This is a genomic window from Acinetobacter lwoffii (assembly GCF_019048525.1).
Classification (GTDB): Bacteria; Pseudomonadota; Gammaproteobacteria; order Pseudomonadales; family Moraxellaceae; genus Acinetobacter; species Acinetobacter lwoffii_K.
On record NZ_CP077369.1, the window covers coordinates 2,866,461 to 2,891,046 of the forward strand.

General features: G+C 38.6%; 25 protein-coding genes and 1 tRNA gene. 10 read left to right on the plus strand and 16 right to left on the minus strand.

The window, feature by feature from the left end; translation table 11 throughout:
- Positions 1-231: 231 nt before the first annotated feature.
- The 9 genes from ureC to ureE all read right to left on the minus strand — a co-directional run bounded on the left by ureC (position 232) and on the right by ureE (position 6,574).
- Positions 232-1,932, minus strand: coding sequence for an urease subunit alpha (ureC, locus tag I6L24_RS13470; protein WP_004778074.1), 1,701 nt, complete (start codon positions 1,930-1,932; stop codon positions 232-234).
- Between the two features lie 11 nt (positions 1,933-1,943).
- A complete protein-coding gene (locus I6L24_RS13475) occupies positions 1,944-2,405 on the minus strand; it encodes a GNAT family N-acetyltransferase (protein ID WP_108563965.1) in 462 nt (153 codons plus the stop codon).
- 89 nt (positions 2,406-2,494) lie between these two features.
- Positions 2,495-2,803 carry an urease subunit beta gene (locus I6L24_RS13480; RefSeq protein ID WP_004778077.1) on the minus strand — a complete coding sequence of 103 codons (309 nt, stop codon included), beginning with the start codon at positions 2,801-2,803 and terminating at the stop codon, positions 2,495-2,497.
- Positions 2,804-2,822: 19 nt separating this feature from the next.
- Positions 2,823-3,125, minus strand: a complete 303-nt coding sequence (ureA, locus tag I6L24_RS13485) for an urease subunit gamma (protein ID WP_004778079.1) — start codon at positions 3,123-3,125, stop codon at positions 2,823-2,825.
- Positions 3,126-3,284: 159 nt separating this feature from the next.
- The gene (locus I6L24_RS13490; RefSeq protein ID WP_004778080.1) at positions 3,285-4,187 is read right to left on the minus strand and encodes an urease accessory protein UreD; all 903 of its coding nucleotides are present in this window, start codon (positions 4,185-4,187) and stop codon (positions 3,285-3,287) included.
- 34 nt (positions 4,188-4,221) lie between these two features.
- Positions 4,222-4,794 (minus strand): HupE/UreJ family protein, encoded by a 573-nt coding sequence (locus tag I6L24_RS13495; protein WP_004778083.1) that lies wholly within the window; start codon positions 4,792-4,794, stop codon positions 4,222-4,224.
- Positions 4,795-4,806: 12 nt separating this feature from the next.
- Positions 4,807-5,421 carry an urease accessory protein UreG gene (ureG, locus tag I6L24_RS13500; RefSeq protein ID WP_004778085.1) on the minus strand — a complete coding sequence of 205 codons (615 nt, stop codon included), beginning with the start codon at positions 5,419-5,421 and terminating at the stop codon, positions 4,807-4,809.
- Between the two features lie 18 nt (positions 5,422-5,439).
- Positions 5,440-6,105, minus strand: a complete 666-nt coding sequence (locus I6L24_RS13505) for an urease accessory protein UreF (protein ID WP_004778087.1) — start codon at positions 6,103-6,105, stop codon at positions 5,440-5,442.
- Positions 6,092-6,574: an urease accessory protein UreE gene (gene ureE, locus I6L24_RS13510; protein WP_005090807.1), complete on the minus strand. Its 483-nt coding sequence runs from the start codon at positions 6,572-6,574 to the stop codon at positions 6,092-6,094. The genes I6L24_RS13505 and ureE overlap by 14 nt, the downstream gene beginning before the upstream one ends.
- A 623-nt stretch (positions 6,575-7,197) precedes the next feature.
- On the opposite strand from ureE, the gene I6L24_RS13515 reads away from it, so the two are divergent.
- The 5 genes from I6L24_RS13515 to I6L24_RS13535 all read left to right on the plus strand — a co-directional run bounded on the left by I6L24_RS13515 (position 7,198) and on the right by I6L24_RS13535 (position 14,353).
- Entirely contained in the window at positions 7,198-7,839 is a 642-nt protein-coding gene (locus I6L24_RS13515) for a hypothetical protein (RefSeq protein ID WP_005265722.1), read from the plus strand.
- On the plus strand, positions 7,829-8,440 hold the full coding sequence (locus I6L24_RS13520; RefSeq protein ID WP_228733326.1) for a hypothetical protein: 612 nt from the start codon (positions 7,829-7,831) through the stop codon (positions 8,438-8,440). Before I6L24_RS13515 ends, I6L24_RS13520 begins: the two co-directional genes overlap by 11 nt.
- A gap of 66 nt (positions 8,441-8,506) precedes the next feature.
- A protein-coding gene (locus tag I6L24_RS13525) for an IS3-like element ISAcsp5 family transposase (RefSeq protein WP_155857500.1) occupies positions 8,507-9,636 on the plus strand; the annotation gives its coding sequence in 2 pieces (ribosomal slippage) (positions 8,507-8,759 and positions 8,759-9,636; 1,131 coding nt in all).
- Between the two features lie 123 nt (positions 9,637-9,759).
- Entirely contained in the window at positions 9,760-11,304 is a 1,545-nt protein-coding gene (locus I6L24_RS13530; RefSeq protein ID WP_228733327.1) for a hypothetical protein, read from the plus strand.
- Positions 11,297-14,353 carry a site-specific integrase gene (locus I6L24_RS13535; RefSeq protein WP_216986183.1) on the plus strand — a complete coding sequence of 1,019 codons (3,057 nt, stop codon included), beginning with the start codon at positions 11,297-11,299 and terminating at the stop codon, positions 14,351-14,353. The genes I6L24_RS13530 and I6L24_RS13535 overlap by 8 nt, the downstream gene beginning before the upstream one ends.
- Here the strand turns inward: I6L24_RS13535 and I6L24_RS13540 are convergent.
- The gene (locus I6L24_RS13540) at positions 14,348-14,671 is read right to left on the minus strand and encodes a hypothetical protein (protein WP_114837261.1); all 324 of its coding nucleotides are present in this window, start codon (positions 14,669-14,671) and stop codon (positions 14,348-14,350) included. The genes I6L24_RS13535 and I6L24_RS13540 overlap by 6 nt on opposite strands.
- Before the next feature lie 147 nt (positions 14,672-14,818).
- Between I6L24_RS13540 and I6L24_RS13545 the strand changes: the two genes are divergently transcribed.
- Together I6L24_RS13545 and I6L24_RS13550 are read left to right on the plus strand one after the other, a co-directional pair.
- Positions 14,819-15,145 (plus strand): helix-turn-helix domain-containing protein, encoded by a 327-nt coding sequence (locus I6L24_RS13545; RefSeq protein ID WP_216986184.1) that lies wholly within the window; start codon positions 14,819-14,821, stop codon positions 15,143-15,145.
- A gap of 79 nt (positions 15,146-15,224) precedes the next feature.
- Positions 15,225-16,348 (plus strand): IS3 family transposase gene (locus I6L24_RS13550; protein WP_228733328.1). Its coding sequence is split into 2 segments (ribosomal slippage): positions 15,225-15,489 and positions 15,489-16,348, totalling 1,125 coding nucleotides; the frame shifts between segments, so codons are not numbered across the junction.
- On the opposite strand, the gene I6L24_RS13555 is transcribed toward I6L24_RS13550, so the two are convergent.
- From I6L24_RS13555 to I6L24_RS13570, 4 genes are all read right to left on the minus strand, one after another.
- Positions 16,313-17,014 carry an IS1 family transposase gene (locus I6L24_RS13555; protein ID WP_155861707.1) on the minus strand — a complete coding sequence of 234 codons (702 nt, stop codon included), beginning with the start codon at positions 17,012-17,014 and terminating at the stop codon, positions 16,313-16,315. The genes I6L24_RS13550 and I6L24_RS13555 overlap by 36 nt on opposite strands.
- Before the next feature lie 368 nt (positions 17,015-17,382).
- Positions 17,383-17,748, minus strand: a complete 366-nt coding sequence (locus tag I6L24_RS13560) for a helix-turn-helix transcriptional regulator (protein WP_005265731.1) — start codon at positions 17,746-17,748, stop codon at positions 17,383-17,385.
- Between the two features lie 38 nt (positions 17,749-17,786).
- Positions 17,787-19,034, minus strand: coding sequence for a tyrosine-type recombinase/integrase (locus I6L24_RS13565; protein ID WP_005265732.1), 1,248 nt, complete (start codon positions 19,032-19,034; stop codon positions 17,787-17,789).
- A 193-nt stretch (positions 19,035-19,227) separates the two neighbouring features.
- A tRNA-Ile gene (locus I6L24_RS13570) sits at positions 19,228-19,304 on the minus strand.
- Positions 19,305-20,102: 798 nt separating this feature from the next.
- Here I6L24_RS13570 and I6L24_RS13575 point away from each other — a divergent pair.
- Both I6L24_RS13575 and I6L24_RS13580 read left to right on the plus strand, forming a co-directional pair.
- Positions 20,103-20,657, plus strand: coding sequence for a 1-acyl-sn-glycerol-3-phosphate acyltransferase (locus I6L24_RS13575; protein ID WP_004278932.1), 555 nt, complete (start codon positions 20,103-20,105; stop codon positions 20,655-20,657).
- Positions 20,658-20,906: 249 nt separating this feature from the next.
- Positions 20,907-21,656, plus strand: a complete 750-nt coding sequence (locus I6L24_RS13580; protein WP_004278933.1) for a YebC/PmpR family DNA-binding transcriptional regulator — start codon at positions 20,907-20,909, stop codon at positions 21,654-21,656.
- A gap of 69 nt (positions 21,657-21,725) precedes the next feature.
- On the opposite strand, the gene I6L24_RS13585 is transcribed toward I6L24_RS13580, so the two are convergent.
- Complete coding sequence (locus I6L24_RS13585; protein WP_004645518.1) at positions 21,726-22,196, minus strand: Lrp/AsnC family transcriptional regulator; 471 nt, start codon at positions 22,194-22,196, stop codon at positions 21,726-21,728.
- Between the two features lie 380 nt (positions 22,197-22,576).
- Between I6L24_RS13585 and I6L24_RS13590 the strand changes: the two genes are divergently transcribed.
- Complete coding sequence (locus tag I6L24_RS13590) at positions 22,577-23,728, plus strand: hypothetical protein (RefSeq protein ID WP_216986186.1); 1,152 nt, start codon at positions 22,577-22,579, stop codon at positions 23,726-23,728.
- Between the two features lie 65 nt (positions 23,729-23,793).
- On the opposite strand, the gene I6L24_RS13595 is transcribed toward I6L24_RS13590, so the two are convergent.
- Positions 23,794-24,558: a glutathione S-transferase family protein gene (locus I6L24_RS13595; RefSeq protein WP_004645522.1), complete on the minus strand. Its 765-nt coding sequence runs from the start codon at positions 24,556-24,558 to the stop codon at positions 23,794-23,796.
- Positions 24,559-24,586: the final 28 nt, after the last annotated feature.

Sequence of the window (24,586 nt, forward strand, 5' to 3'; positions counted from 1 at the left end):
TCTTTTAAGACTTGCCTGTGGAATCATGATTTCATTTGTTTTTTTACACTTATTGGTAGATGGGTATAATCATAAATTATTAAATTTTACATTTTTTGGATTGTTAGCCCTTATAGAGGTAGTCGTATTTTCATATTTTAAAGATTATTTACTTTTCAAAAATACTAAAATTTAAAAAAGAGAAGCCTTTCATATTCAGAAAGGCTTTGTGAAATAGTGTTTTGGAAATGATTAAAATAAGAAGTAACGCTGCGCCATTGGTAACACTTCCGCAGGCTCACAAGTCAAATGCACACCATCTGCACGTACTTCATAAATCTCAGGGTCAACCTCCATTACAGGACAATAAGTATTTAACTTCATATCTGCTTTCGAGATATTACGCGTGGCTTTACAAGGACTAATCAACTTCTTTAAAGCCAATTGTTCATGTACGCCTTGCTCTATTGCCACTTGCGATAAAAAGGTAATGCAGGTGTTATGTACGCCACGAGGGTAAGCGCCAAACATCGGACGATAATGCACAGGCTGTGGCGTTGGAATTGAAGCATTAATATCACCCATCGGCGCAGCTGCAATCATTCCGCCTTTAATAATCATCGAGGGCTTAACACCAAAAAATGCAGGCTTCCATAAAACAATATCGGCTAATTTACCCACTTCAATCGAACCAACTTCATGGCTTAATCCATGGGTAATGGCAGGATTAATCGTATATTTAGCAATATAGCGCTTCACACGATTGTTATCGTGATTTTGATTATCACCTTCGAGTGGGCCGCGTTGCACTTTCATTTTATGTGCTGTCTGCCAAGTACGTAATATTACTTCACCCACACGCCCCATCGCTTGCGAGTCGGAAGACATCATGGCAATTGCGCCCATATCCTGCAAGATATCTTCTGCAGCAATAGTTTCACGGCGAATCCGACTTTCAGCAAAAGCAACATCTTCAGAAATTGCAGGGTCTAAATGGTGGCAAACCATCAACATATCTAAATGTTCATCAATGGTATTGACGGTATATGGACGTGTGGGATTGGTTGAAGATGGTAAAACATTGGGTTGACCAATTGCTTTTAAAATATCTGGTGCGTGACCACCGCCCGCACCCTCAGTATGGTAAGTGTGGATGGTCCGGTTATTAAATGCTGCTAAGGTTTCTTCTAGAAAGCCACTTTCATTTAGTGTGTCTGTGTGAATGGCAACTTGTACATCGTATTGATCCGCCACACTTAGACAGTTATCAATCGCGGCTGGCGTCGATCCCCAGTCTTCATGTAATTTTAAACCCACCACACCGGCTTTGATTTGTTCAGCGATTGGTTCTGGCTGACTCAAGTTGCCTTTACCTAACAGACCAATATTCATAGGTAAATCATCAATAGCTTGTAGCATGGTCGCAATATGCCATGGGCCTGGAGTTACTGTGGTTGCAGATGTTCCTGCGGCGGGGCCTGTACCACCACCAATCATTGTAGTTGTGCCTGACATTAGTGCTGTTTCAACTTGTTGTGGGCAAATCCAATGAATGTGAGTATCTATCCCTCCCGCCGTTAAGATTTGTCCTTCACCTGCGATGACTTCAGTTGCTGCACCTAAAGGAATTGTAATGTCAGGTTGAATATCAGGGTTACCTGCTTTACCTATTTTCCAGATACGACCATTTTTAAGTCCAACATCGGCTTTGACAATACCCCACCAATCGACAATTAAAGCATTGGTAATGACGGTATCAGCGACCTCATCAGACAATAATTGTGACTGTCCCATACCATCGCGAATGACCTTGCCACCGCCAAATTTAACTTCTTCACCATAAGTCGTGAGGTCTTGTTCAACTTGAATAAACAATTCTGTATCAGCTAAGCGAACTCTATCACCTACTGTAGGGCCAAACATTTCCGCATAAGCACGGCGAGACATTTTCATTAATATATTTCCTATTCTAGATTTTTTGGCTTTAGCAGCTTTTGCATCGGAATAAATTGAATACCCCATTTCTCCGTTAGCGCACCGACCACTTCAAATCCATATTTTTTATAAATATCGAGTGCATAATGACTTGAATTTATTGTGATTATATCGGGATCATTTTTAAGTATTTCTTGCTCTAAAAAGTCCCACATTTGTCGACCATAACCTTGACCGTGATATTCAGCTTTTAAGAAATAATGCATGACATGAGATGGAGCGATATACGCCAAATTCCCAACGATTTCTTCATTAATTTCTGCCACAAAATAATGAATAAGTGGTTGTTGGAAGATGTTTTTCAACATATCAGGTTTAAAGCGTTCACGTCCTTCTTCAGTCATGACAACATAATCGACAAAAGGTTCAATAACAGCAGCGATGGCTTCAACATCATCAACAGTTGCTGGGCGTATTTTCATTATTAACATTTAATTCTCTTATGCTTTTTCATGTACTTATTGAACTTATTACTAACAATAATTTAATTGTTCAACAAGACACTTGAGCATAAAAATAGTTAATCCAATTTACCCATAACACGCCCTGCAAACCCATACACCTCACGTTTACCTGCAAGTGCAACCAATTCGATATCTCGACTTTGGCCCGGTTCAAAACGAACTGCTGTTCCAGCAGCGATGTTGAGTCGATAGCCTCTAGCTTGCTCTCGATTAAATTGCAAAGCATCATTGGCTTCAGCAAAGTGAAAATGAGAACCGACTTGAATTGGTCGATCGCCTGCATTAGCAACACGCATTTTCAGTGTTTCTCGTCCGACATTCATTTCAATGTCTGAATCAGGCGTAATAATTTCACCAGGAATCATGGCTTACTCCTTATTTTTATTAGACAATGGGTTGATGAACTGTGACTAACTTTGAACCATCTGGAAAAGTAGCTTCGACCTGCACTTCTGCAATCATTTCCGCGACACCATCCATGACATCTTCACGACTTAACAAGGTTGTGCCGTAATGCATTAACTCGCTCACGGACATGCCATCGCGTGCGCCCTCAAGCAGTGCTGCTGAAATAAATGCAATTGATTCTGGATAATTCAATTTTAATCCACGCGCTTTACGACGCTCAGCAACAAGGCCTGCGGTAAAAATTAATAATTTATCTTTTTCAGTTGGATTAAGTTCCATAACAATTTCCTAATCTTCTAAAATGTAGAATGCAAAATGCGTGCAAATTCTTCTTTCGCTCTCGCACGTTTTGATTTTTAGTGTCCTAACCCAAAGGTAAAATGAACACTTAATCTATTAATCTTGCTAGACCTATCTACTTTCCAATGATGGCAAAACTTAAGTGCGCCAAATCCGTGGGAATTCTTCTGCTAGGTCATACCAATAGCGTCTTAAACGGGCACGGACTGCTGCAAAAGCATCATGGCATTCACGTACATCATCGCCTAAATAACGTGCACAAATCACATCATCTAACAGGGTTAAAGTCACCGCTAGATTCATCCGCATAATCAATTCACGGATTAATTCGATATGTTCAGCCAGTAATGTTGTTTGCCTTAAACGCGATGGTGCTACTGCCCAGAAACTTCCCATCACAGCATGTCCATTCATACCTAAACAGGATGTAAGCCACCGATCCTGCCCCTTAAAATTTAAACTATCTGCAACCAATAATTTGTCTGCACGATACAGCCTAAATTTGCTTTGGTATTGCCCTTGCTGAAAAATTTCACCACGTGCTTGTCGACCGATGACCAACATATCCCACCCAATAAAACTGGCCATTTCATCTAGATGAATATGTGTTTCAGAGTCTGCATTGGCACCATCAAAAAGCATGGTTTCTTGCGGTAACCATTCAAATGTCGCCTGTGCTGCGACATGTATATGAATATGCTGATAGGCTTGCTTGCCATTGGTTTTGTACCATTTTCCTGCACCGGGCGTGGTAACTAACGCATGCGCATTCGCCTCAACTTTCATATCAAAAGTCAGATGGTCTCCGCCAGCAATTCCTGCTGGTGGATGCACAATAATTGCATGGCAAATACCAGTTTTTTCAGGCCACAACATCTTCTGAACGCGTACAGGCCCATGATGCTTGCGATGCTGTAATACGGTTCGATTTGACTGTACTTGATAGGCAAAACCAAGTTCCAAACAGGCATACCACAGTTGGCTGTTATGCTGCTGTTGTGTCGATATAAATTTTGTTTCGCTTAATACCAGATCATTCATTTGCATCTCCCTATTATTTGAGATGAATGAGGCATCAAGCTAAACCAATTACAGCAACAATAGCTGTCAAAGCACCAATCATTTGCTTACCATAAGGCACATATTTTTGAATAAATGCGCCGACGAGCAAACCGAATACGTATATAGATGCCATCGCTGTAACCATACCAACGACCAGTAAAACTGCCTGACCGCTTTGGCCAAGTTCCGTACCATGTGCGATGCCATGAAAACCGGCCAAAAGTGCAGCAATAAAAGGAACGGCTTTATTGGTTTTGGTCCAAAGAGCAACAGCCAATACAATTAACGACGCAATAATGCCGTTTTCAGCAATTGCTGTTGCTAAGTTGAATTGTGCACCGATCATAAAACCGACAATCATTGCGGCAGATAAACCGAATAATCCGGCCCATTTCCAGCGCTGGTGTGCAGTCCAAATCAATACGCCAAATGCTAACGCCATCATTAGATGATCAAGCCCTGTAAATGGATGCACAAAACCGCTGATAAAACTATTATGGCTATGCTCATGGCCTGGATGCGCCATTGCTACCAAGGGAAAGAATGCCAACGATGTGAAGGTAATTCTTTGCAATAATAACTTCATAGTGGATGCCCCTTATGCTTTAAACAAACCTTGTTTCTCAATAAAGCTGATGATGTCATTTAAGCCATCTTTAGTTTTCATATTGGAAAATAGAAAAGGTTTTTCACCGCGCATACGTTTCGCGTCTTGATCCATCACATCTAAATTTGCTCCAACCATTGGTGCAAGGTCGGTTTTGTTTATGATTAACAAATCAGATTTGGTAATACCGGGGCCACCTTTACGCGGAATTTTCTCCCCACCCGCCACATCAATTACATACAGGGTTAAATCTGAAAGTTCCGGGCTAAATGTTGCTGCCAAATTATCACCGCCACTTTCAATAATGATCAGTTCAAGGCCATCAAATTTTTCGCACAGGTCATCAATAGCCGCTAGGTTAATGGAGGCGTCCTCACGAATTGCGGTATGCGGGCAACCACCTGTTTCTACACCAACAATACGCTCAGGTGACATAGCTTCATGGCGTGTTAAAAAGTTGGAATCTTCTTTGGTATAAATATCATTGGTCACCACCGCCATATTGTATTTTTCACGCAGTGCCTGACATAAATTTAAAGTAAGCGCTGTTTTACCTGAACCAACTGGACCGCCAATACCTACGCGTAATGGGCTACGTTCTGTCATGTGAAATGTCCTTTATTTTTAAGATCTAAATAATCGTGAATATTGTGTTTCGTGTGCCATACTGAGCATGGCGTAATTAGGTAAGGCGCTACTGAGTTCAGCATCTTGCAGTGCTAAAGCACGTTCAATTGCCTCTGGAATCAGCCCATGAACATGCCATAAAATCCGTTGTCCACTCATCTGTCCAAGTGGTACAGTTTTCACGGCAGCCAACACCTGATTTTCAAGTACGGTAAAGGTATAAGCAGTCAAAACCTCTGCAACATCAAGTTCGAGTTGCCCACAAAGATGCGCATAGATGGGTACGAAACCGATCTGCTTTTTTAATTTCACAGGCTTTTTCAGCACATCACGAATCCACGCATTTAATGAAAATGCCAATTGCTGTGATTCAGCCAATAACTCTTTGCTTTCTCGACTTGCTCTATATAACTGCGCCCAGTATTCAAACTGCTCAGGCTGATCAAAAGATATTATTAGGCGTTTCAAAACGGGCAGCTCAAACCGTACCAAAAGCATTTCAAGCACTTCTTCAAAATAAGTAATGCTCGAGGTTTCATCAAAAATTAAGCTCTGATCAATCGCACTTTCTACCCCTTGAGAATAACAGTACGCCCCAATTGGTAGTGCCGTTGAGGACAAAGTCAACAGACTTAAAAGCTGTGAAGCATTAGGTGTGAACATGATGCAAAGCCTTAATTGGGCTTAATCTGTGATCATGCTGATGCTGTGCATAAGCACCGCTTTCAGGCTCAAATGGATGCATGGTTTCATATACCGTTAAACCAAGTCCAATTATCATTTCAGCCAATACATGATCTGGCTCAAAATACAGCGCCGTTGGTGTGAGCATTAAAGGGACGTGACGATTACCTAAGTGATACGCTGCTTTTAATAAATCAAAGCTGCTTGGTGCTTCTACTTTCATGAGTTTTTCTGCTTTGGCATCGACACGCAGTACATCACCCTCTTGAGTTGCGATATATGAACCGTGCCTTAAAATGCCGGTACGGGGTAAATCTGCACCAATATCGTGCCCGTTAGCTAAAGTTGCACGAAAACGGCTCTTTTGTCGTGTATCAAATGTCAGTTCAACTATCTCAACATTTTCTTGTACGACATTACCCTCAAGTCTTTCCGTATAGATTTTCATAAATACCCAATCTCAATTTCTTTTATCGTGATTCGTGAACTAAATTGATGCTAAATTCAGCATTAAATGAATGATTTGCATTAAAATAATGCACTATTCATGCCAATCTTATTTTGCCAAGCGTTTTATTTTTGCCGTGTCTATCTAATTATTTTGAAATTTGCTTCGTGCAAGACATCTTAATTATTAAAAAATATGTGATTGCCGATAATTATTCAGATGGCCATAAAAAAATCCCCCCATCGATGGAGGATTGTAGAAATAGAATTTATGCCAATCTAGCTAAGCATTAATACACATCTCGTCGGTAGTGACCGGCCTTACGTAAGGCATTAATTTGTTTAGCACCTAAAATTTCTACTAAAGCATCATCAATACCTTGGGCCATATTTAAACTACCACAGAGATAATACAAAACACGAAGAAACCAGCCACATTCACATCAAATAAAATCAATAACTTAAAATAAAAATTCCAAATACACCCTATTTCCCACCCGCTTTGAGCCTCTCAAATTCATCAAAAACCGCCCACATTTATAACCACTTTCTTGATCTTTTTATAAAAATTAAAAGTTTTTTGTACTTCTTGATCTAAGTTAAAAAAATCAGGAGGGCGAATAAATGAAGCCTACAAAAGCAAATTCTCAGCTAGCCAATAAAAGACCGTTTTATACAAAGGAGGTCATGATCCGTCCTTACCCGCCTCTGTTCAAAATTTACCAAAGCTACGCTCAGATTTTAAATGCCTCGCAACTGCCAACACACTTTCAACATGACGTGAGCCTAATATCTGCTACTGCACCTGCTCCAGCTGAGTTATTCGCAACAGATAACTTTCTTCTTGTTTATATAGCACAACAACAAAATATTCGAATCAAAGCTCGAAGCATTGTAGAAGCTGATGTAGACCTCATTCAGGTTCAATATCAACTCAGCAACACACTCTTTAAGTTGATGACTGAGCTCAAGATCAATCCACAGGCTCTTAATCCCGATAAGCTACTTCATAACTTAAATCAGTCTCTATCGAAACAAGCAATTTACGATGTGAATCAAAAGCTTTATGACAAACCCAGATGCAGTCTTTCTCGAGACCTACTCGCTAAGTTAATCGATTGCAGTCGTAATCAGCTACTTTATCGCCAGAAGCAAATCAACGGCACTCACGACCTACGAATTCAAGCACTCAAAAATAAATGTAAAGCACTCACGAGCGTACAACCATGCGCATCACAATTTTGGAGTTTAGACCATGAAAATTGAAAACATCATTGAGCGAATGCTAGATCATGAATTTTTTGATCAGGACTATCAAAATGCTATCGCACAGCACTTAAAACCTACAGTCTTAATCCCTGAATTAAAACCCTTATTGAAAACAACAGTCAGCTTCGATGCAGACTCTAAGTTTGAACTCCCAACAAAACTACCTCTCCCCCCAAGTGTGTCTAAACATCCGATCTGTGCCTATCTCTATTCAGTAGATCAGCATGAATATCCTGTTATACAACGATGGGCTGTGCATAATTTACATGCAGCATGTATTCTTAAAGCAATTCCGAATCCGACTGAAAAGGATCACCAAACCACCATTATTAGAGTGTTTAATCGATTTAGATTAGCAAACGAAGCTTATGCCGCATCGCAACAAGGCAAACAATTGAATCGGTATCAGCAGGAATATTTGTGGTTATGGGAGCAATTGCCTAGCCATGAGATTACCTTGGCTGACTTCGTGAAGAGTTTACGGGAATTAGAAAACGACTCTAAACTCAATCGTTTTCAGTATCTATTACTGCTTGATATACGGCGATTCTATGATTATGTCTTAGCACTTAAACCTGATGTGGTTCTAGGATTTTAGACCACGCCTATAAGTGATAATCTACTCCCCAATAAGCATGGGAAATGCTTGTTTTTGGAGTCAACCATGACACGAAGAAAACGTCGTAATCATTCAGCAGAGTTTAAAGTTAAAGTTGCTCTCGCAGCAATTAAAGGCGACCACACACTCGCTGAACTTTCTACTCAATTCGATTTACATCAAAACCAAATCATCGATTGGAAAAATCAACTGCTTGAGCAATCAGTCAATATTTTTTCACGACCAACAGCACAACAAGAACCAGAGATTGACCTCAAAGCTCTACATGCCAAGATAGGACATCAGGCATTGCAAATTGATTTTTTAGAAGGTGCGCTCAGAAAAATAGGGCAGCTGAGCGGCAAAAAATGATCGATAAGACCCATCAACTTTCGGTACGACAACAATCGCAATTGATTCAAATCAATCGCAGTACGTTGTATTACAAGCCCAAAGAGATTTCATCAACTGATTTGAGTTTGATGCGTCTAATCGATGAAATTCATCTCGACTACCCATTTATGGGCAGTCGAATGATACGAGATATGCTACAGCGTCAAGGACATCAAATAGGTCGGCGTAAAGTCCGACGTTTAATGCGCTTGATGGGAATACATGCCTTGTATCCAAAACCCAATACCAGTAAGCCTAATCTTGCACACCGTATTTTCCCATATCTGTTGAAAAACATGGTCATCGATCACTCTAATCAAGTCTGGTGTACAGATATCACGTACATTCCTATGGCTAAAGGCTTTGTCTATCTGTGTGCAATTATAGATTGGCATAGTCGTAAAGTACTGGCTCATCGAGTATCGATCAGTATGGAAACAGACTTTTGCATAGATGCGTTGCAAGAAGCAATTGTGAAATATGGTTGTCCAGAGGTGTTTAATACAGACCAAGGCAGTCAATTCACAAGCGAGGCATTTTTGAATGAGTTAAAATTGCGAAATATCCGTATCAGTATGGATGGGAAAGGACGATGGATGGATAATGTGATGATTGAGCGTTTATGGCGCAGCGTGAAGCATGAGGAAGTCTATTTGAAGGCTTACGATACGGTTAAACAAGCGAAACAATCAATTGCTGAATATTTGGATTTTTATAACATGATACGTCCTCATTCAAGTTTGAATAAGGCAACACCGGATGAATTTTATGATCAACATTTACTAAAAGTAATGGCAGCATAATTTAAATATTTAGAGCGGATTTATCACTTATAAAACTGAATTGAGTGGTCTAATTAACGGAACCACATTAAACCCAAGAAACATTACTCAGCACCACCCAAGCACATCGATGAGCCAATTTATTTGGATGAACACAACGCCATTTTACACTGTCCATATGACATGCCTCAGAAACAGCATCCTGCTCTCTTTTATGAGGAATTACAGGATGAACAGCCAAATCAGCAATACTCACTCAATACAGCGCAGGTATCGCCTTTAGCAAGCCAATCGAGTTATTTGCAACATCAAGTGAGTAAACTGACACAACAGCATATCATTAGACAACAACATAATTTTAGCTGTAGCAAGCATTATCCAGATTTCAACAGCCTGAGCTTACTTGTAAAACATTGCCATCAAGTCTATTTGAATCATCCAGAAAAAAATAAAGCGTATCTTTTTATTCTACTCAGTTTCTTAAGCGGTGTTCCGATTGAGCAATGGCTGGAGTTACAGACAAATCAGCGCCGTGTCCTAAATAATCGACAGAAGCTCATTTTAGAAAACGACCAATATTTTTTACGTTCAAAATTCACGCTATTTGAGAACACTGACTTTAAATTTAAAGAACAGTTACTCAATCAAGTGACCTACTTCGACTTACCACTAATTAAAGAATTAGTAGATGGTCTAAAAAAATCTCCTGTTGTGAGCCAGGAGCAAGTCAATCAAGCATTAAAAAAATGCCGTCACGAACTGTTTATTCCGTCTTTATCAACTAAAAAAATAAGTGTTTTACTACATCATTGTATTTATAGACATACCAAGAACGAGCAACTCGCGGACATACTTACGGGTATTGATGCCAATCGATCGGTTTCTATTTCATATTGCTCATATCCAATCTACCGCTTACAGCAAAGTTATCAATCAACAATACAACAACTCTCAAATGCGTTAGCAAAAGAAATTCATGTCGTTGATGATGAACAATTAAGATTTGGTAGCGGCAAAGCTCCCAAAGCCCCGACAGTGACTGCTATATTTGCCTACTTACAACATCAGATCATTCAAGCCCGACACAGAAACCAAATGCTTGAGATGTTCAATCACTACAATATTTGGCTTTGGCACATTTTATTGCTATTCACTGCTGCTCGACCTGTAATTGGATTCCCAGGGTTCTTACGAAACTTTGATTTAAAACAAAAATGGCTTTGGGTTTCGGACAAAGAAATTCACACAAGAAATGAAGATGGACGCTTAATCCCATTATGTGATTTTGCAGTTCAAGAAGTCCGTCAATTTATTGGCTATTTAGGTGAATTCCAACAACTTCATCCAGAGCATCAATCACACATTCAAGAAATTTTAAGTAGTAAAAAGCCTCTGCTGAGTGTTTATCAACATGGAGAATGGCAAGCGCTTAGCCCTCATCTTATAAGCTCATTTACTCGTGTTATGGAGATCAACCACGCAAATTGGCTTAGGCATACAGCTCGTGCATATCTCACCGAAAAAGCAGATGAAAATTTAATTTTAGCCACGTTTGGGCATGAGCAAAACCAACAAGAAATCGGCCAAAAATTCTCAAGTCTGTCTCTTCAACAATATAGAGCCCTCGCTGATTACCTTAACGAGATGCAAAATTTTTACAGTATCGATGGAATGTATGAACATGCCTAAACAAACAAAGTATGCCCATGAACGCCGTGCGAACAACAGAGACAAAAAGCGAATTAAAGAGCGTATACAAATTCAAGCGATCATAGATGAGTTTCTGTCGTTCGAGCAATTACATCAAGCACAGCAGTCAGAAAGCATAACTACTGTCTATGACCAAGTTAACCAACACTTAGACCAACTAAAATGTAGTTTTTCTCTAAAAAAGGCATTTTATCAGCAGTTCCGTAAACGTATTATTCAATCTAATCGTGCCTATCATACTGATTTACCTTTACCCACCAAGCATCTCGTTTCTATTCAACGTACGCCGTTACTATTCAATGAGACTTGGCTAGAACAAACTAAATACATCTCACAGATCAAAGAAAAACTTTTAAGATATTGGTATACGGCGGATGACTTTACCATAGATGAAAGCATTGGAAATATACTGATCTGCGCAATTCTCTATGGTGGGATCTCTAATCTTTCGAGCCTAACAGCTTTGCTAGAACATTTAAAACAACAAGGTTCGATTGATCAGATCTCAAGAATACAAATCCCTCTGATCTTTCTAGAACCACAATCACCACATTATGGTGATTTATATGACCCTAAACGTCCCTTAAAAAAATCTAGAAATTTTGTACCCGATCGGCTAACACTGCTATGGATTACTAGGTTTAAAACACAAGCAATAGATATCCAACACGATTGTTACACTTATATCAATTGTATTTTTAATGCATTAGCACTTCCGTTTAATCCAAAACAATTCAAACAATTCTTACAGATGGCTAGTCATTCATGGATGCAACTAGATAGGGTTGATTTAAGCCCAGCACTAAGTCTTTGCTTATCAGAAGAGATTGAGACCTGCGGTTTAAGTCCAAGTGTTTTTAAACGCTATCTCACACCTCAGTTATCCAATTTCGATTTACAACAAACTGAAGAACCTCTACCTAAAACGCTAAATCCCGCAGAAAAAGAAGAAAAATCCTGCACAGATCACTCTCTAGATTCATCGATTGCATTGCATAAACAAATTTTAAAATTTTTTAGAAATAGTGATCAGACCGTAACAGATCTAAAAAATTGCTTACTCAACCAACATGCTCATCTTCCAGAAAATGCGAAGAGGCTCGGGCTGTGGTTATACAGCTTGTTTCATCCTACACGAGAAGATATTGAATATATTGCCGAGCTTTATCAGCTCGATCAAAGTAAGTACTCGCGTCATATAGCTCAACAGCAAAAAATTCGTCATAGCTCAATATATAGCTACTACACAAAACTCGCAGAGACTTGGTTATTGCACAGTACAGATTATCTAGAAGAGCTCAATCTCAACGATCATTTAGAAACGATTTATAGCCGTATGTTAAATGGCGTAGGTAAATCTAGATCACAAAAATTCGATCTTTTAAAACGATTCCATCAATTTCAACAGATGCTCTTTAACGCTGAATCGTTCCCTCTCAGCACTGAAGGACTACGTATTCACTCACCCAAAGCTGAGATTATTTCAGGAAAAACTTTTCAACATCTACTCAGTCAGCTTAGTCAATATAAAAACTCAAGCTATACCCCACATGATTTAGAAATGCTGAGTATCGTATATACGATAGCTTTTCGTACTGGCATGCGCATCAATGAAATACTCGGCATGCGAATCAAGGACGTGGAAGGTGTCAAAGCAAGTTCCATTTGGATACGTACATATCGTGCAAAGCATCAACAGCATTTTCTTAAAACGGATAGTGCTGAGCGCAATCTCAACGTTCAAATTTTACTTAGCGAAGAAGAGCATCTCCAATTTCAGAAATACTGCAAGGCACGCCGTATAGCCTATAACCCCAATCAATACCTATTCACGATGTGGAATAGTGCAGAACGTATTAGACCCTACATGGTCACCACACCTTTTCAAAAGACACTTGATTCAATTTTGCCAAATCATTGCTATACCTTCCATTCACTGCGACATAGTGCGACGAACAATCTAGCTATAATTTTGACTATGGACTACGAGTTTGTAAACGTCTTCACTGACTATTCACCTAGGCATTACAACTTGATTCGTTGTCAACTCTTATCGTCTCAAACACCTCAAAATTGTTGGTATCTACTTGCCCACTTATTGGGCCATATTGATCCTACTGAAACCTTTAGGAGCTATTTGCATCTAGCTTATATAATGGCAGGTTATCAATTAAGAAAATTTGACCCATGTTTGGATCGAACCGTTATTCGAAAAATCTGTCCAAGCTTAAAATCATCTAAACACCAGCAAATAGCACTTAGCTATTACGATGAACAAATAGTACAAACAATAAAAATAAAACCTATAACAATGCCTGATGAATACATCAACACATCTAAGATTAAAGGTGATTTAGTTCAAGCAGAAGATAGCAATTTTTTCTATGGAACCAGTAAATCTAGTTATCCATTTTCTCTAGTCATAAAAATACTCAAGGCATTAGATCAATCTTATACACCTGAGCTTCTTGCTCAAAAGTATGACTTTTCAATTGAGACCCTCATACTGTGGCAACAAAATATACTTAGACTCAAACAACTCAAAAATCGCAAGAACCGGCCTCGCTTCATTATTGATGCTGATAAATCACAACGCATACTTCCGCATATTGAAACAACGGAAGAAAAAATAGTCTTAGAATATTTTTTTAAACAGCTCAACCAGCATAGTTATAATGATATCCATATATTAAATGCACTAGCTATTTTTGAAATGAAGGCTAACATTTCACACGCGGGATTAATCTTTAACAGTGCTGAAGTAAGACTAGCAAATCGATTTTTGACAGGTATTTATTCTTTATTTCCAGCAAAATATTGGCAGACCGCTCTACCTCCTAAAATCTCACAAGATAAGCTTATTGAAAAAATGCATATTAAATCAATACCTTACCGAATGAACAGCAGTTTAAGTAATGCTTTTAAGCTTGAACTAGTATCACAAAACAATGGAAAGGCACTAACCGTCTTACGCTATTGCATGTTGGTTTTACTGATCCTATGTACGCCGTCGCAACCTAGATCATAGCTGATCTGGCTGATAACCTGAAAACTCATAAAAGTCATGCAACAATTGAGCATAGACATCTGAAAAATTTATTAAGTTTTCCGGTTGTAAACCATAATGGTCAAAATAGCGATCATCAATGAAATAAGCTAATCCTATGTGCGTGTTGAGATAAGTTGATACGCCCAGTTGCCTACAAAAGTCAGGATTATATTGCAACTGTAATTGCGTATTACAAATAATTTTTGAGGCTACAATTTTAGCTACATTGCGAATATTGAGATGGCGAATACTAGGATGCATCGATGTCAAAATTCGACTCGAAGAATAATTCATCATGAGCGTTTGGCCTTCAATTGATTTAGATTTTTATCAAGTAATGATTTAGTTGCTTCTCGTTTTACAAGTAAGCATCTAAACTATGTCTATATTTATATAAAAACATGACTAAAACGTCAAGTTTTTATTGTCTATTTGGCGGTAATAATGAAACTTGAATTAGACTCGAATGAATTTAAGATTCGATTGAAAGAAGTTAGAAAGATACGAAAGCTGACACAGCAAGAACTTGCTGAAAAAACGGGAATACCAGTAACCTCTATTGCGCATTTTGAGTCGGGCTCACGTAAACCTTCTTTAGAAAATTTTTATAAGCTCATTGTCGTACTTAATATATCAGCAGACTACATCCTAGGACGAAGTAAAGATATGAGTGCATTAGGTGTTGATCCCCTTGTGAGCACCCTGCAAAAATTACCTGAGGTTGAGCGAAGAATAATTGAGAAATTTATTGTTTCTTTAGATCATAACTAGAGTAGAGATGGATCCGTAAATTTGAACAACTCCTATAAGTGATATTCTGCTCCTCAAATGATGTTATAAACATCAATATATGGAGTATTTTATGGCACGTAGACCAAGAAGAAATCATTCAAATGATTTTAAAGCTAAGGTAGCACTTGCTGCGATTAAAGCAGAAAAAACACTTGCTGAATTGAGTGCTGAATTTGATGTTCATCAAAACCAAATTATTGACTGGAAAAATCAATTGATCTCAGCTTCCTCGCAAGCTTTCGATCAATCAAAAGCTCCATCAGAACCCCCCATTGATCTTAAAAAGTTACATGCAAAAATCGGTGAGCAGGCATTAGAAATTGATTTTTTAGAAGGTGTGTTGAAGAAACTGGGCCGCTTCAACCACAAAAGTTAATCGACGACTCACTTCAGATTTCAGTATCTAAGCAAGCTAAGCTGCTGAAAGTCTCCCGTGGTTGTTATTATTATCGCCCAAAACCTGTTAGCTCATCAGATCTGAAGCTGATGCGATGTATTGATGAATTACATATGCAATATCCTTTTGCAGGCAGTCGTATGATGCGTGATTTGTTGAATCGTCAAGGGCATCATATAGGACGACGTCATACACGTACTTTAATGAAGAAAATGGGTATTCAGGCGTTATATTGCAAACCAAATTTAAGCCAGGCTAATCAAGCTCACCGTAAATATCCATATCTGCTCAAAGGGTTGGCTATTCTGCGCAGTAATCAAGTGTGGTCTACGGATATAACGTATATTCCTATGGCAAAAGGCTTTGTTTATTTATGTGCTGTGATTGATTGGCATAGCCGCAAGGTACTTGCGCATAGGGTATCGATTAGTATGGATGTGGATTTTTGTATTTCGGTTTTAAATGAAGCGATTGAAAAATATGGATCACCTGAAATATTGAATACAGACCAAGGCAGTCAGTTCACCAGTGATGCATTTATTGATGTATTGAAATCAAATGGCATTCAAATCAGTATGGATGGTAAAGGTCGATGGGTAGATAATGTGATGGTTGAACGATTATGGCGGAGCGTTAAATATGAAGAGGTGTATCTCAAAGCTTATAGCAGTGTCACAGATGCGAAAAAGCAATTAAGTGCATATTTTGAGTTTTATAATTTGGGTGGTGTTTTAAAAAGTATGCTGACATTAAATGAAGCCATTATTGATGTAAAAGAAGGTTAAGTCGAAGGCTTTAAAATGGTTTTCAAGCTTTTTGGAGAAATTACAACTTCTTCTAAAACCACGCCTTATTCGATGCCTTATTTTGCAATTATTACCTTCAATTCCTACAGTAAAAAACTTACCAATACTTTGCTTGCAGTTTTTAAAAGCAGTGATGAAACTGTCCCAATGATCACTTGCAATTCGGGTGTAGTGAATACCTAATTGTTTAAGCTTTGTCTTCAACCTTTGGACTGTAGCTGAATCTCTCTTACCCCAAACATAAGCAACAATCTCACCTGTTTCTCGATGGTAGGCGTAAATAAGCCATTGTTTATTATTTTTATTTCCAACAAAAGTCCAGAATTCATCTACTTCGAGAGATTCATAATGACTTTGTTTAGGCTGAATTTGATAGGCCGATTCAGTTAAAGTCCGTAAGACTTTACCGATACTAATGCGCTCAACTTCAGCGATATCTCGTATACCGCTGCCTCTGACCATTAACTGTAATATTTTACGAGTAATGCCAGAATTACATCCTAGATAGCTCAGAGCATGGTCACCAATAAACTGACGTTTGCAGTCTTTGCATTGGTAGTTTTGTTTCCCATCTACTTTGATGCCATTTTTCTTTATACTGTCACTGAGGCAGGTTGGACATTTGATTTCTAGAGTTATTTGCATTTCTCTATTTTATCAAAATTCAACCTGCTTTTTTTTAGCATACTTTTTGATACACCACCATAATTTGAAACGACCTCATTCGAGTCTAGACAAAATGACACCAAATGAGTTTTACTATGATCAGCTACCCCAACAAAACAAGGTGGCTTAACTAGAGCGGAATATCACTTATAAATACGCTTTTAGTTGTTCAAACAAGTGGGACCACCTCTGAGTCGACCCTGCATATAGAATCTGAAGACTAGAAAATTAAAAAACCACTTAAAGTGGTTTTTTTTGCATAGCCCCGAAATGGATATAAACACATTGTGTGTTTGCTATGTGGAATTGATCATCTAGTATTGCCTAGATGGTTGTTTAAATAGTGATTATTCACTCCTACATTTAGCTTTGTAAGTTTTATACCACTCTTCAATTTCAGCTGTATCAAAATATACTGCTGCTTGACGAGTACTACATTCTTTCAATGGTCTTGGAAATGAAAGATCATTTTCGATGATTTTACGTAAGCAATCTCGTGTTACATTAAGCAACTCACAAACTTGGTTGTATTTTAAGCGAAATGGCTTCATATTGTGACAAACCACTGGTATATCTAAATCATCAAAATTTTTAACAGTACGTACAATACTACGACGAGTATGTGATGTATGTGCTCTAAAATGATCCAATTGAGGATCCTCGTTTAATAATAGAGAAACCATGCTATCAAAAAAAAATAATTCAAATCCCATCCGTCCTAAAACACAAAAAAAGTGATCACGTTTTTGTGTTAATGCTTAAGTAAAGACTCGATATAATTACTCCACCACTCCATTATTTCGTAGCGTTCTTCTAGATGTGCTTCTTTATCATATGCCCCTTTAACGCCACCTTTTAAGTGAGACAGCGCAGACTCGATCACCTGAGATTTAGAACTAAAATTTTTATTCAAATTTGTTGATGCAATATGCCTAAATCCATGGGGATTTTGCTTACCTCGATACCCCAGCCTGTTTAATGCCGCATTAAATGTCAGATTAGAAATCGGTTTATTAATATTGTCACGGCTTGGAAATAAGTATTCACTTTCTGGAGAAATCTCTTTTAACTCTATTAGAAGGTTCATAACATGTTGAGATAGCGGTATACCATGCTCAATGCCTCTTTTCATCATACTCGGCGGTCGGATCCATACAGCTTCAGCAAAATCAAATTGTTCCCATCGTGCCTGTCTCAGCTCCCCTGGTCGAGGGAACATGTGAATTAAAAGCTCTAAGCCGATCGCCACGGGTCGAGAAGAGGAATTTCTGATTAAAGAAATCATTTCAGGTAACTCATGAATTTTTACATGCTTCATGCTCTCTGTTTCCCCTTTAGCTAAATGATCTCTTATACCTTCTAAAGGGTTATATAAGAGATCTTTCTTAAATTTAGCTAAACTATAGGCTCCATAGCAGTATGAGATCAATTTTTCAATACGGTTAAAAATACCTTCGTTAATTTGTTTTTCTGTATAATGATTTAACCACTCTCTAGAAGTAATTGTAGCGTACTCCCGATCCCCAAAAACTGATAAAAGATGTTTCTCAATGGACTGTTTTTCTTTTCGATAGGTTTCAGCTTTCCACGTTAATTTCTTACGTTCTAACCACTCATTCATTAAAGTAGAAAATAAGGCATCTTTATCTTGTAACTTTATTTTTTTAATCTCAGCCTGTGTTTTTATTTCAAGCGTGCCATTTAACATACCTTCTGCTTTTTCTCGTGCCTGTACATAATTTACTGTTGGATAAGCACCCAAACCAATCCATGCCCATTTACCTTGATCATTCTTATAGCGATACTGCCAAGACTTTTTACCGTTTGGCTGAACTCGACAATACAATCCAGCAATGTCTGTGGGTTGACGATATTCTTTAGCTTTCGGCTTGAGTGCTTTGTAAATATCTTCAACGCTTTTTTTACGCCTTATATTTACATTCTGAGGTGTATTTTTTGAATGAGCGTTTACATCACTTTTTACATCATTTGTTTTCATAACTTATGGAATCTCCAGAGATTTTTTCCTTGGTGTATCCCTGAGTTATATTTTATTTAAAGGATACAAACAAGGATACACAGGACGTGTTCCCATATGAAGTTATATACATTTAAGTAAAGCATTAAAAAACCCTTAACTCTATTAGAATTAAGGGTTTAGATCTTATATAAAGCTATATAAGTATAAAATTTGGTGGGCCCAGACAGACTTGAACTGTCGACCAACGGATTATGAGTCCGCTGCTCTAACCAACTGAGCTATAGGCCCTATATGCTGAAAACTTTATTTATCAATAAGTTCAGGCGTCATGAATACTAGCTAAGATTTTTTGGAAAGACAAGTGCTTTTATAACTGCTTGAACATTTAGGCAGCAATCATGGGCGACTTGTCTTAGTCAAAATTCAGTTACTTAAGACTTCAGTATAGGAGGCATATAGAAAAATGAGATACATGCTGCATCATTTAAGATAAATGAGCCTTTATCTTGAATTTAATCCGGTCTACTAAGCGTAAAACTGATAGATTTAAGGTCTTAGTATATCTATAAGGTATCAAAATTCTTTATTGCTCAGGCAGCAATGTTAAAGGAATAGCCTAGAACTAAAGAAGATAGAATGACTAGAATTCAGACTTCATTTCTTCGTCTTTATGTAAATCCTGCTTAATTTCGATCAAAGACCATACAATTATAAGCGCAAAAATCAATAGGGAGACTACGAAGGCTGTCATGTACGTCATACTTTTCAATCTCAGAGTAGAAAGAATAAGAAAATAGAAAAGACCTGTATCAGTCTTCTTCTTCGACAAAAGTCTAATAACTAAAGTGTGCTCTGGATAGTCATTTTTTCATCATTTTAAGACTTTTTTTGTATCTACTGATATTTTTAAGATATTAATATTATTTTATTTATATATATTAACTCTTAATTTTGCAGCTTAAAAAGATGAATAAATCATAGATTTTTACATTATTCGCTGATTTTATTGGAAAGCCTATTGACTGTATGGGCGAACAAGATGAAATTATGCAGTTCTCTACATACAGCTTTTACTTCTCCGTACTTATGCTAAACAAATTCCTTGGCGAATCTGCATTTAAACTTGCAGGTTGGCAATATCATGTCGAACCAGATGTGCTTGAAGACAAACAGGTCATTATTGGATTCGAACATACCTCAATGATGGATGCGGTACTGTCAATTGCCCTGTTCCAGATCTATGATCTCAAGGTACATACCTTAATCAAAAAAGAATTATTTAAAGGACCTTTCAAACCGCTATTAAACGCTGTGGGTGGTATTCCGGTTGACCGCAAGGCCAGTAAAGATATCGTGACCCAGATGGTGGAACATTTTCAGAACAATGAAAAGTTCAATCTGGTCATTGCTCCCGAAGCGACACGAGCCAAACAGGGTGAAGCACGCAAACCGATCCGTACCGGTTTCTGGCATATTGCCAAGGCTGCCAATGTACCGATCGTGTTGTTATATGCCAATTCCAAAACCAAGCAAGGTGGCATTCTGGGCAAGATTTATCCGACAGATCTTGCACATGACCTGGCTTTGATCAAGCAACTGTATAAAGACAAGGTTGGTCTGGATATCGTTATTCCAGAATAAGCTTTTTAAAAAGAAAAGCACGGACATGAACAGCAATCCTGCTGTTCATGTCCTGTTCATTCGTCTCTATAAATGTATAAAAATAAAATTAGAAACGCTCCATCCTATTTCTACTCTTTCTTAATTTAGCGCTTTTTTTGCTTTTATCCTGAAATCTCAAATCCAGGCACTTTTTTTTAAAAAAACGCTTATGGTAGAATTTCGGCATTCTGATAGGCATACAGCCAATCTACAAGGAGCATAGTTCGCATGGCGGGTCATTCCAAGTGGGCCAATATTAAGCATCGCAAAGCAAAACAAGATGCGAGTCGTGGTAAAGTTTTTACCAAATACATTCGTGAATTAACCACTGCTGCAAAGCTTGGTGGTCCAGATACTGCAAGCAACCCTCGTCTACGTGCTGTGGTTGAAAAAGCACTATCAGTGAATATGACACGTGATGTGATCAACCGTGCCATTCAACGTGGTGCTGGTGGCGAAGATAACGACGACCTGAAAGAAGTGACCTACGAAGGTTATGGTGTAGGTGGTGTTGCAGTTATTGTTGAAACCATGACTGATAACTTGAACCGTACTGTGCCTGACGTACGTCATTGCTTCTCTAAAACTGATGGTAACTTAGGCACCAACGGTTCGGTAGCATTCTTGTTCACGAAACGTGGTGAGATTACTTTTGAAGATGTGTCTTTAGAAGATCAAATCATGGAAGTGGCATTAGAAGCAGGTGCTGAAGACATCGAAGTCACTGAAGATGATATCCTGGTCATTACCACACCTGAAGCTTTCGGTGATGTTCAAGATGCTTTAACTGCTGCAGGTTTAAAATCTGACAATGCTGAAGTGGTGATGAGCCCTTCAACCAAAGCAGAAATCACAGACATCGATCAAGCAAAAAAAATCATGAAAATGATTGATATGCTTGAAGATCTGGATGATGTACAAAACGTATATACCAACGTTGAATTCTCAGATGCTGTTTTAGCAGAACTTGATGCTTAAATATGACTGATTCAAAAAACGCACCTTAGGGTGCGTTTTTTTATGGCTGTCGACCACCCTCGCCTTTGCTTAAACTTTATTGAGTAATCCGCTACAGTTAAAGACATTATATTCTTTAATGACAAAGCTGGAATGCAGTGCCACCACATGCTCAATTTTTCCAATCCGCTTAAGCAGGATTTCACTATAATTTTCCATATCCCGTGCCACCACTTCGACAATAAAGTCCGCAGACTGACCGGTGACCAAAAAGGCATTAATCACTTCGGGAATACTTTCCAGTTCTTCCAGGAATTTAGCAAAAGTATCGCTATCATGTTTGCTTAAGGATACCTGTAACAGCACATGCAGGCTGAAACCTAATTTCTGGTAATTGATTTCACGTTTTAAGCCACTGATAATATTATGATCGATTAAGTGTTTGATCCTGCGATGCACCGAACTGACAGATAAATTCACCCGCTCGGACAGTTCATTCAGATTGACATCTTCATGGGTCAATATTTCTAGAATATGTTTATCGAAACGATCCAGTTCCATTTTTATACTCTTATATCAATAATCAATAGATGCAGAAAATTTTGCGCCATCTCTGTTATACAATATTTATTTATTTTTCACAAAATTTTCATATTCTGAAATTTTTTTCCAAATGGGATTTCATTTTATAAATACGGTTTTCAGGAGGGTTTAAATGACCGTTAATCGCATTAATTAAAAATATGACCAATGGTATTTTTAATTAAATCTTTATTTTTAAATTATTTAAATTGGGTAAACACGACAACAGATAGGCTATTCCTCTCAGCCCCTACACGACTTAACCGCCCATCTTTTACAAGTGTATAGAAATAGATTAAAACAAAGGCGCTTTAAAAACAAAAATAGCGCATTTCAAAAATATTACTCAAGGAACGGTCATGGCTTCTAAACTTTTAAGCTTGATAAAAACAAAAGTGAGTCCTGTTTTAACCGTCGAAACCCAAACGAAGAGCTTATTGGGCGGCTTATTCGGTGGAACGACATCAGGCACCCTCACCAATCTTATTGGCAATCTCACCGGATCCAATACTCAACCTTCTGTCAGCTCATTATTAAATAATCTCCTTTCTGGAAGCAGCCTGAGTACGACAAATCTCAGCAATTTATTAACTCAGTTTTCTGGTTCGAATGCCTCAAGTTTAAATATTCAAAGCCTGATCAGTAGCTTAACCCAATCCAATGGCGGTAGCTTTAATATTACCCAGATCACCAACTTATTAAAGAGCTTAATGGGGAGCAATAGCAGCAGCCTGGATCTTGAGGCTATTTCTCAACTGGTAGGCGGCTTATTGGGCGGCAGTACGGGCAATATTGATATTGGTAAAATTTCTCAACTGGTCGGTGGCCTGATCGGCGGTTCAAGCAATATTGATATCGGTGCGATCTCAGGTCTGGTCGGCAACCTGATTGGCGGTAATGGTGAAATTGATATCGCACAAATTGCTGAATTGGTCGGTAGTCTGATCGGTGGTTCTGACGGTTTAGGTGATATAGATATTGGAGCAATTGCAGGTCTGGTGGGTGGCTTAATCGGTGGCAATGCAGGCGGTGATTTTGATCTTGGTGCTATTACCGATTTAATTAGCGGCTTTGTAGGCGGAAATGCAACAGGTGGTTTTGATGTCGGTGGCTTCACTGACTTACTGAGCGGTCTGATTGCGAATGGTTCAAATGGCATAGATTTAGGTGGATTATTAGGCAATCTCAATCTCGGTAGCGATCTGGATCTGGGTGGTATGATCGAAGGTATTTCCTCTGCTTCAAACGGCTTTGACTTAGGCAGTATTGCCGAAGGTGTTGGTCAGTTGGTTGGTAGTGGCTCTTCGATTGAATTGCCTGACCTCGGTGATCTTGTCCAAGGTGTGGGTACGACTGATTCCAATATTGATCTGTCTGCTATCCTGCCGGGCATTAAAGATACAATTCAGAATATCGGCAGTGGCGGTTCTTCATCCGGATTTGATTTTGGTTCACTCCTCAATAATTTTACTAAAAATATTGATATCGATCAGACTAATCCTTGGGGTTAATCATAATCTCATCAAAAAAACGCGCTTCATGCGCGTTTTTTTAATTCTTGGATTGGCATTTAAACTTATACACCACGCCAGTCTACCCGGGCATTACGTTCGGTTCGGTAAATACGGCAAATATATTCACCCAGTGGAAGCTCATTCAAATACTGCTGATAGTCGCGATATTCTTCGGACAAGGTTTCGAAATTTTCTTTTTCCCATGGCGTACCTGGAATCGCCAGAAGCGGTGCCAACATGGAACAGACTGCAATATCCGCCAGACCTAAACGATTTCCGACAAAATAATGCCCACCTTGGCTGACCAGCATCTGATTGAGCTGCTGTACCGCAACATCGATGTGTTGTTTAGATTCCGCCACGGTTTCCTCATTCAATGCATAACCCTTGGCCACCATCGCTTTCAATAAAGGTTTAGAAAATTTTTCAAACTGGCGCAGATAGCCCTGCTCACCAATTAAAATATCCAGAGATTCATGATCAGAAGTCAGTGCTTGAGAGAGCATCCAGCGACGAACATGACGACCCAATTCCAAAGTAATTTCATTAATTTCTAAAGCTTTATTTCGAAAATACCCTTCTGCGTGCAGTAAACGATGTTCTGGATAAGTATCATCCAAATACAGAGCAATCTGGGTGGAATCTGCGATCCATCGATCCTGATCACGCAAAATAGGCAGACGATTCTGTCCTGTTTTCAGGCGGGCAAAAGCGCGGTGTACCCCGGGTATCAGATTGTGAGCAACATAATACAGCTCTTTATGGTCCAGCATCCAACGTGCTTTTTCGCAAAAGTGAGATAAAGGAAACTGGTATAAAGTTCGCATGTATGCTCCATGTTTATCGTTATTGGAT